The following is a 14,619-nucleotide window of genomic DNA, read 5'->3' on the forward strand; positions in this document are numbered from 1 at the left end:
ACCCCCGGCCCTTGACGTCACAGGGCGCGCGGCCTAACCGGGGGGAAATCCAGTGGAGACCCCCATGCCCACCTATACCGCCCTTACCACCCTGATCGGGGAAGACCGCGCCGAGGCCTTGGGCGAGGCGCTGGAAAAGCTGCAGCCCGAGCCCATCGGCGTCGGCGTCTTTGAAATCGAGGATGACAGCGGGTTGTGGGAGGTCGGCGCCTATTACACCGAGCCGCCGAACCTGGCCTTCCTGGAGTTGCTCTCGACCGCGTTCGAGGCCAAGCCCTTTGTCGTCTCTGAGGTGCCCGAGGTCGATTGGGTGGCCCATGTCCGCCGCGAACTGGCGCCGGTCGAGGCCGGGCGCTTCTTTGTCTATGGGTCGCATGATGCGGACAAGGTGCCGCAGGATGGCCGCATCCCCCTTCAGATCGAGGCGACCGTGGCCTTTGGCACCGGGCATCACAACACGACCCTGGGTTGCCTTTTGGCCTGGGACCGGCTTTATGACGCGGGCACCCGCCCCGCCCGCGTGGCCGATATCGGCTGTGGCACTGCCGTTCTGGCGATGGCTGCGGCCAAACTGCTGCCCGATGCGGTCGTCATGGCCTCGGATATCGACAAGGTCGCGGTGGATGTGGCGCTGGCCAATACCGATATCAACGGCCTGTCGGGGCGCATCGCCTGCATGGAGGCCGCGGGTTTCGCCCATCCCGACCTGCAGAAGGCGCCCTTCGACCTCGTCTTCGCCAATATCCTGAAGGGCCCGCTGATCGAGCTTGCCCCCGAGATGGCGCGCCACACCGCGCCCCAGGGCGTCGTGATCCTTTCTGGTCTTCTGGTCGTGCAGGCCGAGGCGGTGACGGCGGCCTATGTCGCGGCAGGGTTCACGCCGGTGTCGCGCGATGACTTGGGCGAGTGGTCGGCCCTGGTCTTGCGCCGCACCTGAGCCCCCAACTGAACGTCGAAACTGCGGCAGATGGGGGCTTTTCGCCCAATTCCTGCCACAATTTCGTCGTATCAAAACCTTGGGTGGGGTCGGTATCAGGAGTTTGGGGATGTCCGACCCGAATATGAGTGAGTTTTACCGTCGTGTCGATCGGATCCAGAAAGCTAGGGCTAGGGGCCATGGCTTCGAGGCGCCGGGCGTCTTGGGGCGGTCGTATTACACAAGGCCTCAGGCCCAGCGGCGCGGTTTTCTGGGCCCCGTTCTGGTGCTGTTGGTCGCGGTCTTTCTGCTGAAAGGCCTGATGATCAGCCAAATTGGCCGGATGGAATATGAGTCCCGTGTCGAGCGGCTTTTGGCGGGGGCCGGGGTCGAACGTGTCGGCGGATGGCTGATGCAGGTCGATCCTGTGTCCGAAATGGTCGCGCGGGAAGTGGGCGCCCTTTTGCCACCGATGCGCTAAGGCCTGCAAATCAAAGCGCGGATCGGGGGCCTTCGGGCCCCTTTTGTTTTGCCGCCACAGCGGCCAAACGCCGCCCTTGTCTTCCCACCCCGGCAGCCAGTGACCGCCCCCTGTGGACCCGGCCCAAGGGCGCTTTGCTTTCCGCAAGCCCGGACCCGGAAAAGCAAAAGGGCCGCATCGCTGCGGCCCCACATCACATTGTCCGGCGCTTCAGCGGCCGATCATCTCGATATCGCCACGGCACAGGCCGATGTCGTCCAGTTCGCGGTTCGACAGGCGATGCAGCGCCTTGCGGGTCACGCGCGCCGAATTCCAGCGGCGGAAAGCGTCAGAGCCTTCAGCAAGGGTTTGCACGAAGCGGTATACGGTGATGGCGCCGAACGGCGCCGCGGCGGACGTCTCATAGGCGGCCATAGCGGGTATCCTTTCACAATTTGCACAACGAAGGGGCGTTCATTCGTCCCTGATGCGCCCTATTTAGTCGTGCTGCGAATGCGCAGCAAGCGGGGCACGGACAAGGCCGCCTTGCAGCCCGTGCATGGCGGTTACCAGGTCGTTAACGTTGATTTCACAGAACTTTTACACATTATCCCCAGGTGGCGTCGCCTGCAAGGCCTGACCTGTCGCTTTTCGCACCTGCGGCATTTCCGGCGCCTGGGGGATTAGGTCTTGGCGCATGTTCCCCTTTCGTGCTAACCCTGTCTTAACGAATAAGAAAGGGCGGGCATGCGGGTTCTGGGCATTGATCCGGGTTTGCGAAATCTGGGCTGGGGGGTGATCGACGTCCAGGGCGCGAGAATCACCCATGTCGCAAACGGCATCTGTCATTCGGATGGCAAAGAGGGCGACCTGGCCTTTCGCCTTGTGTCGCTGCACACCCAGCTGACCGAGGTTCTGCGCACCTACAAGCCCGATGCGGCGGCGGTGGAACATACTTTCGTCAACAAGGACGCGGTGGCGACGCTAAAGCTGGGGCAGGCGCGGGGGATCGCGCTGCTCGTTCCGGCTCAGGCAGGGCTGACGGTGGGTGAATATGCGCCCAATGCGGTGAAAAAGACCATCGTCGGCGTGGGGCATGCCGCCAAGGCGCAGGTCGACCACATGGTTCGCATCCACCTGCCGGGCGTCCAGATCGCCGGCCCCGATGCGGCGGATGCCCTTGCCATCGCCATCTGCCATGCGCACCATATGCAAAGCGCCGGCCGGCTTCAGGCCGCTGTGGCGCGGGCGCAAACGGGGGCATCCGCATGATCGGAAAACTCTCTGGCATCGTGGATTGGAAGGGCCTGGATCAGGTCCTGCTGGATGTGCGCGGCGTGGGCTATATCATCCATGTCAACGACCGCACCCTGGCGCAATTGCCGCCCCCGGGCGAAGCGGTCGCGCTTTACACCGACCTTCTGGTCCGTGAGGATCTGCTTCAGCTCTTCGGTTTTCTGACGCTGTTCGAACGCGAATGGCACAAGGTCTTGATGACGGTGCAGGGAGTGGGGGCCAAGGCCTCGATGGCGATCCTGGGGGCTTTGGGCGCGGATGGTGTGGCGCGTGCGATCACCCTGGGGGATGCGCGCGCCATCCAGGCCGCCAATGGCGTCGGCCCCAAACTGGCGCAGCGCGTGATCCTGGAGCTGAAGTCCAAGGCCGCCGGGATGATGGCCATGGGTGGGTCGCTGAATGTGGCGCCCTATGTGCAGGACCCCGATCCGCAGGTCATCGAAGCGCCGAAGCCGAAACCCCGCAAAGCCGCCGCCCCGATCCCCAACCGCGCGGCCTTTGCCTCGGATGCGCTTTCGGCGCTGTTGAACCTGGGCTACGGCCATTCCGAGGCGGCCGAGGCCGTCACCCTCTCCTCTGACGAGGCGCCAGAGGCCGACACCGCCGCCCTGATCCGCATGGCGCTGAAACGCCTGGCCCCGAAATGAACGGCCCCGAAATGAACGGCCCCGAAATGAACGGCCCCGAAATGAGCCGCTCCCGGTCCCCGGGCCCGGCATGATCGCGCTCTATCTCTCGCATCCGCAGGTGCTGCAGGACCCCGCGATCCCCGTGACGCAATGGGCGCTTTCGCCGCAGGGCCGGGCCCGCCTGACCGCGCCTTGGGCGTCGCGGATCACACGGGTGTTTTCCTCGCCCGAGACCAAGGCGCTGCAGACCGCCGCAGCCCTGCGCCCCGACCTGCCCCCCGAGATCCACGACGACCTGTCCGAAAACCACCGCCCGCATTACCTGCCCCCCGCGGCCTTCGAACAGGCGGCCGATGCCTTCTTTGCCCATCCCGCGACGTCCCAGAACGGCTGGGAGCCCGCGGCAAAGGCGCAATCCCGCATCCTGCAAGCGTTCCACCGCCTGTCCCAGGGCCTGACAGCGCCCGCGCTCTTCACCGGCCATGGCGCCGTGGGCACGCTGTTGCATCAGGCGCTGTCCGGCCATCCGATCTCGCGCGGCGGCGACCAGCCCGGTGGCGGCGGCAATCTTTACGCCATCGACCTGACCACCGGCCGCCCGCTGTGCGCCTGGACGCCGATCGAAAGCTGGATCTGGCCCGCATGACAGACCCAGGGCCCCCCTTGTCCCAATCGCGCGCCTCCCGCACCGCGAAACCACTCTTCCCCTTTCATACTGGCTCAAATACTCCACGGGGGTGCGGGGGTGTGAAACCCCCGCCGCCGCCTGCCACCGGAAAGCCCCATGCAATCTGACCCCACCCTGCGCCCCGACAAACTGCCCGAGGATATGGACCGCGCCCTGCGGCCTCAGACTCTGGACGATTTCACCGGCCAGGCCGAGGCGCGGGCCAACCTGCGCGTTTTCATCCAATCGGCCAAACAGCGCGGCGAGGCGATGGACCACACGCTGTTCCACGGCCCTCCGGGGCTCGGCAAGACCACCCTGGCGCAGATCATGGCGCGCGAATTGGGCGTGGGCTTCCGCATGACCTCGGGCCCCGTGTTGGCCAAGCCCGGCGACCTGGCCGCGATCCTGACCAACCTGGAGCCCCGCGATGTCCTCTTCATCGACGAGATCCACCGCCTGTCCCCTGTTGTCGAAGAGGTTCTTTACCCCGCGCTGGAAGACTTCGCCCTTGACCTGGTGATCGGCGAGGGCCCCGCCGCCCGCACCGTCCGAATCGAGCTGCAGCCCTTTACCCTCGTCGGCGCCACGACCCGCCTGGGCCTTCTGACCACGCCCTTGCGCGACCGCTTTGGCATCCCGACGCGGCTGGAGTTCTATACCGTCGACGAGTTGGACCTGATCGTGACCCGCGCAGCCCGCCTCTTGGGCATCACGCCGGAACCGGCTGGCACCCGCGAGATCGCCGCCCGCGCCCGCGGCACCCCGCGCATCGCCGGCCGTCTGTTGCGCCGCGTCGTCGATTTCGTCACGGTCGAGGGCAATGGCGTCCTGACCCAGGCCATCGCGGACAGCTCCCTGACCCGGCTTGGCGTCGACAAACTCGGTCTGGATGGCAACGACCGCCGCTATCTGAACCTTTTGGCCGAACATTATGGCGGCGGCCCGGTGGGGGTCGAGACCATCGCGGCGGCGCTTTCCGAGGCGCGCGACGCCATCGAAGAGGTGATCGAGCCCTTCCTTCTGCAACAGGGCCTGATCCTGCGCACTCCGCGCGGCCGGATGCTGGGCCGCAGCGCCTGGCGCCACCTGGGGCTGGAGGCCCCGAAGCCGCCCGGTCAAAGCGACCTCTTCGAGGCCTGACATTCCCCCAGGTCAGGCCAAGGTCCGAAAGGGCAGGGTGCCCCCGGGGAGCCAAGCCCTCAGGCCAGAACCCGCGCAAAGAAGGCCAAAGTCCGCGCCCAGGCCAGTTCCGCCGCGGCCTGATCCTAACGCGGCGTCGTGTCATTGTGGAAGCCGTGGTTCACCCCGGGATAGATGAAGGCCTCATACCCCGTCCCGGCCGCCTTCAACGCCGCCTCATAGGCCGGCCAGCCCTCGTTGATGCGGGTGTCCAGCTCGGCGTAATGGATCAGCAGGGGCGCCTTGATCTTGGCCACATCCTCGGCCGCCGGTTGCCGCCCGTAAAACGGCACCGCGCCGCCCAGTTCCGGGAAGGCCACCGCCGCCGCATTGGCCACCCCGCCGCCATAACAGAACCCGGTGATGCCGACCTTGCCGGTTGAACCTTCATGCGCCAAAAGGAACTCGACCGCGGCAAAGAAGTCGTTCATCAGCTTTGCGCCATCCACCGTGGCCTGCAGCTCGCGCCCCTTGTCGTCATTGCCCGGATAGCCGCCGACCGAGGTCAGCCCATCCGGCGCCAGGGCCAGGAACCCCGCCTTGGCCAGCCGCCGCGTGACATCTTCGATATAGGGGTTCAGCCCGCGGTTCTCATGCACCACCACGACCGCCGGCAGTTTCCCCGCCTCCGCGGGCCGCACCAGATAGCCATTCACCGTCCCATGGCCCAGGGGCGAGGGATAGGTGATCCGTTCCGCGACGATCCCCGCATCATCAGGGGCCACCTGTTCAGCAAGCGCATAGTCGGGCGACATCATCTGCAACAGCATCGCCGCGGTCACGCCCCCCACCGCCCAGCGGCCGGCGCGGTCCAGAAACTCGCGCTTGGTGATCCGCCCATGGGCGTAGAAGTCGTAAAGCTCGATCAATTCTTGCGGAAAGTCCTTGGCCGTCATCCGTGTCATGGCGTTTCCTTTCGGGGGTGATCGCCCAAAGTTGAGGCCGGCGCCCCGCCTTTTCCACTCACAGTTGCGCGAGGCCTTGGGGAATCGGCGGTTAACCACTTCCGTCGAATTAATAACGACAATAGCACTAGAGATTTAGGGGATACCTGATAAACTCGCCGAAAGTCCCCTGATTCCCTGGTAATAGGTTCCGACATGACCGCCACCCTGATCATCCCCGGCCTTGATGGGTCCCGCGATGGGCATTGGCAGCAATGGTGGCTCGACACCGATCCCACCGCCAAGCCTGTCCTTCTGACTGAACTTCACAACCCCGTGCCCCGCGATTGGGAGGCCGAGTTGGTCTCGGCCATCCTTGACACGCCTGGCGCGGTTCTGGTGGGCCATTCGCTGGGCGCGGTGCTGATCGCCCGGGTTCTGGCGCAATGGCCGCATCTGGATGTCAAGGCGGCGCTTCTGGTGGCCCCGGCCGAGGACCCGACCCATCCCCGCGCCAAGTTCTTTACGCCGCTGCCGGAACTCTCGCTGCGCCGCCCCGCGACCGTCGTGGCCAGCCGCAACGACCCCTGGATGAAGTTCGACCGCGCCCGCGACCTGTCGCGCTATTGGCAAGCGCGTTTCATTGACCTGGGGCGGGCGGGGCATATCAACATCGAGGCGGGTTATGGCCCCTGGCCCGCGGGGATCGCGCTGCGTGACGATCTGATCCAGCGCGCCGACCGTTCGGCCCGGACCTCGCGGTCCTGGGGGGTGACGTCGCTTTTCGCGGCCTCTTTGGCCTGAGTGGCCAAAAGGCAAACGCTGGCGCGCCCCAATCCGTCAACGCGGCGCGGTCAAGGTCGGCAACCGCGTGTCAGCAGGCTCACGGAGCCCCCCGCCGCCCCGTTCCGCAGAAAGCCCCCGGGGCCGCCATCACAGGCACAACCGCCGTCCCGCCGATTGGCAAGACCCGCTTACTTGCCCAGCTTGGCTTCCAATGCCGCGATGCGCTCTTCCAGGGCGATGTTCTCTTCGCGCGCCTTTTGCGCCATGGCGCGGACCGCGTCGAATTCCTCACGCGTGACGAAATCCCGATCCGCCATCCAGCGGTCGATGAAGCCCTTCATCGCCGTCTCTGCCTCGGTGCGCGCGCCCTGCGCCACGCCCATGGCATTGGTCATCAGCTTGCTCATGTCGTCAAAGAACTTGTTGCCGGGCTGCATGATGTCTCTCCATCGCTTTTCCCTTATATGGCGGCAAGGGCCCGCCACGGCAAGAGAGCGGCAGTTGACTTCCCCCCGCCCGCCCGGGAAAACGCGCTGAACCCGGAGAGATCATGTCCTACATCCCCTTCCCCCCCATCTCGCCCGAGATTTTCGCCATCGACATTGGCGGCATGACCTTCGCGCTGCGCTGGTATGCGCTGGCCTATATCGTCGGGCTGATCCTGGCCTTCTGGCTGATGCGCAAGGCGATCCGGACCCCGCGGCTTTGGGCCACGGTGCCCATGACCGAGGAACAACTGGACCGGCTGTTCACCTGGATCATCCTGGGCGTGCTGTTGGGCGGGCGGATCGGCTATGCGCTGTTTTACCAGCCCGGCCATTTCGCGGCCAACCCGCTGCAGATCCTGCGGGTCTGGGAGGGCGGCATGGCCTTTCATGGCGGGTTCCTGGGCGTCGTGGTCGCGGGTCTGATCTTTGCCCGGCGTGAGAAGATCCCGGCCCTGACGCTGGGCGACCTTTTCGCCATGGCCTCGCCCATCGGCCTTTTCCTGGGCCGCATCGCCAATTTCATCAATGCCGAGCTTTGGGGGCGGCCGACCCAGATGCCCTGGGGCGTGGCCTTTCCGGGTGATGCGGCCCAGCTGTGCCCTGGGGTCGTCGGCATCTGCGCCCGCCACCCCTCGCAGCTCTATGAGGCCGCCTTGGAGGGACTGCTTTTGGGTGCGCTGCTGCTTTGGGCCGCCTTCCGCGCCGATTGGTTCCGCCATCCGGGCCGGTTGATGGGGACCTTCATCGCGGGCTATGGCGCGGCGCGGTTCTGCGTCGAATTCTTCCGTCAGCCGGATGTGCAGTTCATCACCGAGGGCAATCCGCTGGGCCTGGCCTGGCAGGTCGCAGGTTACGGCCTGACCCAGGGCCAGGCGCTCTCGCTCCCGATGATCGCCTTGGGCCTGTGGTTCGCGCTCAGGGCGCGCAAGTGACGGCGCTGGCCCAAATCCTGACGGCCCGCATCATGGCCCAGGGGCCGATGCCGCTGTCGGATTACATGGCCGAATGTCTGCTGCATCCCCAGCATGGCTATTACACCACAAGGCCCCCCTTTGGCGTCGAGGGCGATTTCACCACCGCGCCCGAGATCTCCCAGATGTTCGGCGAGCTTCTAGGCCTTTGCCTCGCGCAAGCCTGGCTGGATCAGGGCGCGCCTGTGCCCTTTACCCTGGCCGAAGTCGGCCCCGGCCGAGGCACTTTGATGGCCGATATCCTGCGCGCCACCCGCGCCGTGCCGGGGTTTCATGGCGGGATGCGCCTGCGCCTGGTCGAGGCCTCGCCGCGCCTGCGCGCCCTGCAGGCCCAGACGCTGCAGGGCTACGCGCCCGAATGGGTTCAGATCGCTGACCTGCAAGGCCCGCTTTACCTTGTGGCGAACGAGTTCTTCGACGCCCTGCCGATCCGCCAGTTCCAGCGCAGCGGTGCGGCCTGGCGTGAGCGCCTTGTGGGCCTCGGCCCCGATGGCCTGACGCTCGGCCTTGGGCCGGTGCTGCCCGTGCCAGAGCTGACCCACCGTCTGACCGACACGACCGAGGGCCAGATCGTCGAGACCTGCCCCCAGGCCCCCGCCATTGCGGCCCAGATTGCCGCGCGGCTGATCCCCGGACTGGCGCTGATCCTGGATTACGGCGGCTGGCACTCCCTGGGTGACACCTTCCAGGCCCTGCGCGCCCACGCCCCCGTCGACCCTTTCGCCACCCCCGGAGAGGCCGACTTGACGGCCCATGTCGATTTTGAACCCCTGACCGGGGCTTGCGCCCATGCCTATACGACCCAGGGCGCCCTTCTGACCGCTTTGGGGATCGAGGCCCGCTCGGCCCGCCTGGCCCAGCGTCTGACCGGGGCGGCCCTGCAAAGCCACCTTGCCGCGACACGCCGCTTGACCTCGCCTGCCGAAATGGGGACTCTGTTCAAAGTCCTGGCGCTTTTCCCCCATGGCGCGCCCCAGCCCCCAGGTTTCCCTGATGCTTGAGATCCTGACCGCCGAGACCATCCCCTTCCGCCACGGGTTCTTTACCCGCAAGGGCGGCGCCTCGTCCGGCATCTTTGCCGGGCTGAACTGCGGGCCGGGGTCGTCGGATATGGCCCAGGCCGTGGCCGTCAACCGCGCCCGTGTGGCCGAGGCGCTGGAGCTTGCGCCCGACCACCTGATCAGCCTGAACCAGACCCATTCGGCCGATGTGGCCGTGCTGACCGCCCCGCCCGAGGGCAAGATCTCTGCCGATGCCATGGTGACAGCGACCCCGGGTCTGGGGCTTGGGATATTGACCGCCGATTGCCAGCCTGTGCTGTTTGCCGATGCCAAGGCGGGGATTGTTGGCGCGGCCCATGCGGGCTGGCGCGGCACGCGCGATGGCGTGCTGGAGGCGACGGTTGCCGCCATGCAGGCCCTTGGCGCGCGCGATATCGTGGCGGTGATCGGGCCGACGATCAGCCAGGCCGCCTATGAGGTCGGCCCCGAGTTCTTTGAAACCTTCACTGACGACGACCCCCAGGCGGCGCGGTTCTTTGCGAATGGCCCTGGGGACCGGATGCTGTTCGACCTGCCGGGCTATGCTTTGGCACGTCTGCGGGCGGCGGGGGTGGCTGCAGAATGGACGCGGCATTGCACCTACCGTGACCCCGAGCGATTCTATTCCTATCGCCGCACCACCCATCTGAAAGAGGCCGATTACGGCCGCCTCATCTCGGTAATCCGGCTTTAGGCCAAATTCGCCGCAAACTTGCCATGATTTCTACCGGTCCGGGTTGCCTGGGTCAGGTTTGGTTAAGGATTTTCAGGCGATTGTTGCCCCAGGCGCTTCGGGGCCGGGATCGTTTCCGCCATGGAAATAATCGCAGCCTGTCGTTTCGCCGCCCAATCCTTGCCCCAAAGCCGGGGCAAATTGGTCCCAAGGTCGAAACCAAGCTGAGGAACCGCAGATGAAAACCGAACGTCGCTGGCTGAAATCCGTTCTTGCCGCCGCTGCCGAACCTCAGGTCGCGCTGCCCTGGGCGCGGACCACGCGCCGCCGCCCCGAGGCCTTTCGGACCGCTCCGCCCGCCCAAACCCCTGCAGCCGCGCCGAAATCGGTCGCCGCACGCTGACTTTGCCCCGACCCGCTGGCGGGTCATTCGTCCCCCGACCCGCTGGCGGGTCATTCGTCCCCCGACCCGCTGGCGGGTCATTCTTTCCCCGCCCCGCTTCGGGGCCCGTTTCCCTCGTGCTTTTGCCTGCTGTGAGAGCATGTCCCTGAGGGTCGGTTCGCCGACCCTCTTTTTTATCGCGTCGGGTCGGTTCGCCGTCCGTTTTTTCCTTCACCCTGTCCAAGGCCCCCCGTCGCTTGGCCCCCCCGTCCAAGGCCCCCGTCCTGCCCCTGACGTCACGGCCGGTTCTGCGGCCATCCCAATGGGATTGTCGCCCATCCGCCCGCAATCCCCGCCCGACTTGTCCTTTTCCAACCCCGATTCGGGCGACGATTCCCGGCTTTCCGGCCAATTGTGGCAAGATTGATGCCAGCGGTTAACCAATAACCCCCTCTTCACCACTTTATGGAAAACACCCGCCCCAATCGCCCTATGTTTTTGACAAGCTGCCCAGATTGCGCCAAATTCCGTCTCGTTGGATCCCACCGCGACAGGTGAGGGTGCAGGGGTAAGACCTGAAAAGGCGCCTCGCTCTTGCTGCGGCCGTCACAGACGGAATGGGAAGGTTTCGGGGCGGTTCCTGTGGTCCTCTGCCACATCAAGGGAACCGCCCTTTCCTTTTGCACCACCCTCCAGCCTCCCCAAAAAACCTCCCCAGAAAACCACACCACCCCCCAAAAATTCCCGCCCCCCCAAATTCCACCCAAGCCAAAACCCGCCCTCTTTCTTTTGATCAAATTCCTTGCCATAGTCCTGACCGCCACAGCTGCGGCACAGGAGCCCCGAATGATCGCCGGTATCGACCCCATCCGACTGGAGGCCTTGCGCGCCACCGAGGCCGCGGCCTTTGCCCAGGCCCATCCGAAATCTGCCGCGGCCTTGGCCAGGGATCAGGGGCATTACCTGGACGGGGTGCCGCTGCACTGGATGAAGGATTGGCCGATGCCGCATCTGCCGGTGGTCGAAAGCGCCAAGGGCGCGCGGATCACCGATATCGACGGCAATGGGCTGCATGACTTTTGCCTGGGCGATACGGGGTCGATGTTTGGCCATTCGCCGCCCGCGGTGGCCCGGGCGATCAAGGCGCAGGCGGGGCGGGGGCTGACCTATATGCTGCCCTCTCAGGCCGGGCTGGAGGCGGGGCGGCTGCTGACGGCCACTTTCGGCGCCTTCCAGTGGCAGATTGCCACGACCGCGACGGACGCCAACCGCTTTGCCCTGCGCGTGGCGCGGGCTGTGACGGGGCGGCCCAAGGTGCTGGTCTTTCACGGGTGTTACCATGGCACGGTGGATGACGCGATGGTCTGCCTTTCGGACGGCGCCACCGCCAACCGCCCCGGCCTGCTGGGCCAGGTGGCGGACCTTTCCCTTGTCGCCGTCGCGGTCGAGTTCAACGATCTTGCCGCGGTCGAGGTCGCCTTGGCCCGCGGGGACGTGGCCGCCATCCTGACCGAGCCGGTGATGACCAATTCCTGCATGGTCCTGCCCGCGCCCGGCTTCCATCAGGGCCTGCGCGACCTGGCCACGAAATACGGCGCGCTTCTGATCATCGACGAGACGCATACGATCTCGTCGGGTCTGGGCGGTTACACCCGGGTTCATGGGCTGCAGCCCGATATTTTCGTCGTTGGCAAATGCGTGGCGGGGGGGATGCCCACCGCGGTCTGGGGGCTGAACACGGCCACGGCGGCGCGCTATCATCAGGCCAATGCCGCGCGGGCCTCGGGCCATTCCGGCATGGGAACCACGCTGTCGGCCAATCCGATGCAATTCGCCTGCCTGCAAGCCACCCTGTCGCAGGTCATGACGCCGCAAGCCTATGCCCATATGGAGACCCTGGCCGAGACCCTGCAACAGGGCCTCGCCGCGGCCATCACCGCCCGGGGCCTGCCGTGGCACACCATCCGCGTTGGCGCCCGGGTCGAGTTCATCTGCGCCCCGGGTCCCTTGCTCAACGGCACCGAGGCCGCCGCCGCCCATGTGCCGCAGGTGGAAAGCGCGGTCCATGTGGCGCTTTTGAACCGCGGTTGCCTGATCGCGCCCTTCCACAACATGATGCTGATCTCTCCGGCGACCAAACCGTCGCAGGTCAAGGCGCTGATCCGTGCCTTTGCCGAAGTGCTGGAGGCGCTGACATGAAGGCCGACCCGTCAGAGGCCCAGGCCTTCCTGGACGCGAACCCGCAGATCGAGGCCTTCGACCTGGTGCTGATCGACGCCAACGGCATCGCGCGGGGCAAGATCATCCGCCGGCACGAGCTGATGGGGGTTTATACCCATGGGCGGCATCTGCCGATTTCCATCCTGGGGCTGGATATCCTGGGCGAGGATGTCGAGGCGACCGGCCTTGTCTGGGACGAGGGCGACGCCGACCGCCGGGCCTGGCCGCTGCCCGGCGCCTTGAAGCCGCTGCATGGCACCAACAGGGGCGAAGTTCAGGTCAGCCTGTATGAACTGGACGGCGCGCCGATGACCAGCGACCCGCGCCATGCGCTTGCGGCCCAAGTGCAGGCGCTGGCAGAGCAGGGGTTGCGGGCCAGCGGGGCCTTCGAGCTGGAGTTTTTCCTTCTGGAGCCCGAACTTGGCCCGGATGGCAAGGTCGTCGCCGCCCGCGATGTGCTGGACGGGCGCGCGGGGCGCAGGACGGATGTCTATTCCGTCGATGCCTTGCATGGGATGTTGCCGTTTCTGGATGACGTCTATGCCGCAGCCCGACTGTCCGACCTTCCGGCCGAAACCGCGATTTCCGAATATGCGCCGGGGCAGTTCGAGCTGACCTTGCATTACCGCGACGACGTCTTGCAGGCCGCCGATGACCTGTGCCGGTTGAAGCGCATCGTGCGGGCCATGGCGCGCAAACATGGGCGGCTGGCCTGTTTCATGGCCAAACCACATGAGGACCGGGCGGGCTCGGGGATGCATTTCCATGTGTCCCTGTGGCAGGGGGCGCGGAATATCCTTGTGGAAGATCAAGAGGGTCAGTGGAACGCCCCGCTGCGCCATGCCATCGGTGGCCTTGCGGCGACGATGGGCGAGGCGATGTTGGTTTTCGCCCCCCATGCAAATTCTTGGCGGCGGTTTGTGGGCAATTCCTATGCGCCGGTCAAGCCGACCTGGGGGGTGAACAACCGCTCGGTGGCGCTGCGTATTCCGGCTGGCAGCAAAAGCGCCCGCAGGATCGAACACCGGCCCTCGGGCGTCGATGCCAATCCCTATCTGGTGGCCGCGGTGGTGCTTGCGGGGATCAGGCAGGGCCTGGCCCAGGGCATCGACCCCGGGCCTGAAACCACGGGCAATGGCTATGCCGACAGCCCGCTTTCGGGCGCCCCCACCCTGCCGCGCGACTGGCGCGAGGCGATCGAGGCGGCGCGGGGCTCGGATTTCCTGAAGGCGGCCCTGGGCGAGGGGCTGCACCGCACCTTTTTGGCGGTGATCGGCGCGGAATATGCCCGGGTCGCGCGCGAGGTTTCGGAACTGGACCTCAGGCTATACCTGCAGACCGTTTAAGCGTTGCGGCGATCAGGGCGGGGACGCGGGGGTCAAGCCCCAAGGGCGGCAGGCAAAGGCCCTGAAACCCCGCCAGCGCCAGCGCCTCGGGCAGGTCATCGGTCACATGGCCGCCCTCGGCCGCAAAGAACGGCAGGCAAAGCGACCCCGGGCCAAAGTCGCGGGCCTCGGCGATGAAGGGGGCTTCTTCGATGAAATAGGCCTGCGCCCGGGTGAACCCGGCGGCGCGCAGACGGTTGGCCATGGTTTCCGCGACCTCGGCTGGCGCACGTGACCGCCCGGAGCCATGGGCTGCGACCAGGACCGGGGTATCGGCCGGCGCGCGGCCAAGCGCTGTGGCGGCCTCTTGGGCGACGGTCACGGCAAGGTCCTGCACCGCCTCATCAAGGCCAAAAGGAGAGAGGTGGTGCCAATCCTGCGCGCCCTCAAGCCCCATGCGACGGGGAACCTCGGTTCGGGTGAACCAGCCGCCCGCCATGAACATCGGATAAACCAGGCCGGGGGTGGGATCGACGGCCTGGGCCAGGGCTCCGGGCAGGGCAAGGGTCGCATAGCGGATGTCCCAGCCGGGCAGGTGGCCCGCAACCAGGCAAGCCAATTCCCCCAAAGCCGCCTGGGCGGGTTCGGGAGAGGAGGGTTGGCCATGGGCGATCAGCAGGGCTTTCATGCTGCGGCAGAT

16 protein-coding genes and 1 pseudogene are annotated in these 14,619 nt (G+C 66.2%); 13 read left to right on the forward strand and 4 right to left on the reverse strand.

All coding sequences use genetic code 11. From position 1 onward, the window contains the following. Positions 1-64: 64 nt before the first annotated feature. Positions 65-937, forward strand: a complete 873-nt coding sequence (locus NX862_RS07820) for a 50S ribosomal protein L11 methyltransferase (RefSeq protein ID WP_264493325.1) — start codon at positions 65-67, stop codon at positions 935-937. Between the two features lie 109 nt (positions 938-1,046). After that, positions 1,047-1,397, forward strand: a complete 351-nt coding sequence (locus tag NX862_RS07825) for a hypothetical protein (RefSeq protein WP_264493326.1) — start codon at positions 1,047-1,049, stop codon at positions 1,395-1,397. 210 nt (positions 1,398-1,607) lie between these two features. Here the strand turns inward: NX862_RS07825 and NX862_RS07830 are convergent, their stop codons facing one another. Continuing rightward, a complete protein-coding gene (locus NX862_RS07830; protein WP_264493327.1) occupies positions 1,608-1,811 on the reverse strand; it encodes a DUF1127 domain-containing protein in 204 nt (67 codons plus the stop codon). Between the two features lie 312 nt (positions 1,812-2,123). On the opposite strand from NX862_RS07830, the gene ruvC reads away from it, so the two are divergent. The 4 genes from ruvC (at position 2,124) to ruvB (ending at position 5,111) form a co-directional block, all read left to right on the forward strand. Then, entirely contained in the window at positions 2,124-2,648 is a 525-nt protein-coding gene (gene ruvC, locus NX862_RS07835) for a crossover junction endodeoxyribonuclease RuvC (RefSeq protein WP_264493328.1), read from the forward strand. After that, positions 2,645-3,319 (forward strand): Holliday junction branch migration protein RuvA, encoded by a 675-nt coding sequence (gene ruvA / locus NX862_RS07840; RefSeq protein WP_264493329.1) that lies wholly within the window; start codon positions 2,645-2,647, stop codon positions 3,317-3,319. Before ruvC ends, ruvA begins: the two co-directional genes overlap by 4 nt. A gap of 70 nt (positions 3,320-3,389) precedes the next feature. Then, a complete protein-coding gene (locus NX862_RS07845; protein ID WP_264493330.1) occupies positions 3,390-3,947 on the forward strand; it encodes a histidine phosphatase family protein in 558 nt (185 codons plus the stop codon). Positions 3,948-4,085: 138 nt separating this feature from the next. Further along, on the forward strand, positions 4,086-5,111 hold the full coding sequence (gene ruvB, locus NX862_RS07850; protein WP_264493331.1) for a Holliday junction branch migration DNA helicase RuvB: 1,026 nt from the start codon (positions 4,086-4,088) through the stop codon (positions 5,109-5,111). A 59-nt stretch (positions 5,112-5,170) separates the two neighbouring features. Here ruvB and yghX read toward each other — a convergent pair. After that, positions 5,171-6,055 (reverse strand): annotated as a pseudogene (gene yghX / locus NX862_RS07855) (YghX family hydrolase). Between the two features lie 195 nt (positions 6,056-6,250). Here yghX and NX862_RS07860 point away from each other — a divergent pair. Continuing rightward, positions 6,251-6,838, forward strand: coding sequence for an RBBP9/YdeN family alpha/beta hydrolase (locus NX862_RS07860; RefSeq protein WP_264493332.1), 588 nt, complete (start codon positions 6,251-6,253; stop codon positions 6,836-6,838). A gap of 170 nt (positions 6,839-7,008) precedes the next feature. On the opposite strand, the gene NX862_RS07865 is transcribed toward NX862_RS07860, so the two are convergent. Beyond that, entirely contained in the window at positions 7,009-7,257 is a 249-nt protein-coding gene (locus NX862_RS07865; protein ID WP_264493333.1) for an accessory factor UbiK family protein, read from the reverse strand. Positions 7,258-7,370: 113 nt separating this feature from the next. Between NX862_RS07865 and lgt the strand changes: the two genes are divergently transcribed. From lgt to NX862_RS07895, 6 genes are all read left to right on the forward strand, one after another. Next, a complete protein-coding gene (lgt, locus tag NX862_RS07870; RefSeq protein WP_264493334.1) occupies positions 7,371-8,240 on the forward strand; it encodes a prolipoprotein diacylglyceryl transferase in 870 nt (289 codons plus the stop codon). Continuing rightward, positions 8,237-9,280 (forward strand): class I SAM-dependent methyltransferase, encoded by a 1,044-nt coding sequence (locus NX862_RS07875; protein WP_264493335.1) that lies wholly within the window; start codon positions 8,237-8,239, stop codon positions 9,278-9,280. Before lgt ends, NX862_RS07875 begins: the two co-directional genes overlap by 4 nt. Further along, positions 9,273-10,013, forward strand: coding sequence for a peptidoglycan editing factor PgeF (pgeF, locus tag NX862_RS07880; protein WP_264493336.1), 741 nt, complete (start codon positions 9,273-9,275; stop codon positions 10,011-10,013). Before NX862_RS07875 ends, pgeF begins: the two co-directional genes overlap by 8 nt. A gap of 217 nt (positions 10,014-10,230) precedes the next feature. Beyond that, complete coding sequence (locus tag NX862_RS07885) at positions 10,231-10,395, forward strand: hypothetical protein (protein ID WP_264493337.1); 165 nt, start codon at positions 10,231-10,233, stop codon at positions 10,393-10,395. Positions 10,396-11,220: 825 nt separating this feature from the next. Continuing rightward, positions 11,221-12,573 (forward strand): aspartate aminotransferase family protein, encoded by a 1,353-nt coding sequence (locus tag NX862_RS07890; protein ID WP_264493338.1) that lies wholly within the window; start codon positions 11,221-11,223, stop codon positions 12,571-12,573. Further along, positions 12,570-13,940, forward strand: a complete 1,371-nt coding sequence (locus tag NX862_RS07895) for a glutamine synthetase family protein (protein WP_264493339.1) — start codon at positions 12,570-12,572, stop codon at positions 13,938-13,940. Before NX862_RS07890 ends, NX862_RS07895 begins: the two co-directional genes overlap by 4 nt. Here NX862_RS07895 and NX862_RS07900 read toward each other — a convergent pair. Next, positions 13,915-14,607 (reverse strand): CbiX/SirB N-terminal domain-containing protein, encoded by a 693-nt coding sequence (locus NX862_RS07900; protein ID WP_264493340.1) that lies wholly within the window; start codon positions 14,605-14,607, stop codon positions 13,915-13,917. The two genes, NX862_RS07895 and NX862_RS07900, sit on opposite strands and share 26 nt — an antisense overlap. Positions 14,608-14,619 lie beyond the last annotated feature (12 nt).

Source organism: Stagnihabitans lacustris (genome assembly GCF_025950525.1).
Taxonomy (GTDB): domain Bacteria; phylum Pseudomonadota; class Alphaproteobacteria; order Rhodobacterales; family Rhodobacteraceae; genus Stagnihabitans.

Bases quoted from the DNA above. Each gene is read 5' to 3' on its own strand.
- NX862_RS07820 (WP_264493325.1), top strand. From the start codon at position 65: ATGCCCACCTATACCGCCCTTACCACCCTGATCGGGGAAGACCGCGCC.
- NX862_RS07825 (WP_264493326.1), top strand. From the start codon at position 1,047: ATGTCCGACCCGAATATGAGTGAGTTTTACCGTCGTGTCGATCGGATC.
- NX862_RS07830 (WP_264493327.1), bottom strand. From the start codon at position 1,811: ATGGCCGCCTATGAGACGTCCGCCGCGGCGCCGTTCGGCGCCATCACC.
- ruvC (WP_264493328.1), top strand. From the start codon at position 2,124: ATGCGGGTTCTGGGCATTGATCCGGGTTTGCGAAATCTGGGCTGGGGG.
- ruvA (WP_264493329.1), top strand. From the start codon at position 2,645: ATGATCGGAAAACTCTCTGGCATCGTGGATTGGAAGGGCCTGGATCAG.
- NX862_RS07845 (WP_264493330.1), top strand. From the start codon at position 3,390: ATGATCGCGCTCTATCTCTCGCATCCGCAGGTGCTGCAGGACCCCGCG.
- ruvB (WP_264493331.1), top strand. From the start codon at position 4,086: ATGCAATCTGACCCCACCCTGCGCCCCGACAAACTGCCCGAGGATATG.
- NX862_RS07860 (WP_264493332.1), top strand. From the start codon at position 6,251: ATGACCGCCACCCTGATCATCCCCGGCCTTGATGGGTCCCGCGATGGG.
- NX862_RS07865 (WP_264493333.1), bottom strand. From the start codon at position 7,257: ATGCAGCCCGGCAACAAGTTCTTTGACGACATGAGCAAGCTGATGACC.
- lgt (WP_264493334.1), top strand. From the start codon at position 7,371: ATGTCCTACATCCCCTTCCCCCCCATCTCGCCCGAGATTTTCGCCATC.
- pgeF (WP_264493336.1), top strand. From the start codon at position 9,273: ATGCTTGAGATCCTGACCGCCGAGACCATCCCCTTCCGCCACGGGTTC.
- NX862_RS07885 (WP_264493337.1), top strand. From the start codon at position 10,231: ATGAAAACCGAACGTCGCTGGCTGAAATCCGTTCTTGCCGCCGCTGCC.
- NX862_RS07890 (WP_264493338.1), top strand. From the start codon at position 11,221: ATGATCGCCGGTATCGACCCCATCCGACTGGAGGCCTTGCGCGCCACC.
- NX862_RS07895 (WP_264493339.1), top strand. From the start codon at position 12,570: ATGAAGGCCGACCCGTCAGAGGCCCAGGCCTTCCTGGACGCGAACCCG.
- NX862_RS07900 (WP_264493340.1), bottom strand. From the start codon at position 14,607: ATGAAAGCCCTGCTGATCGCCCATGGCCAACCCTCCTCTCCCGAACCC.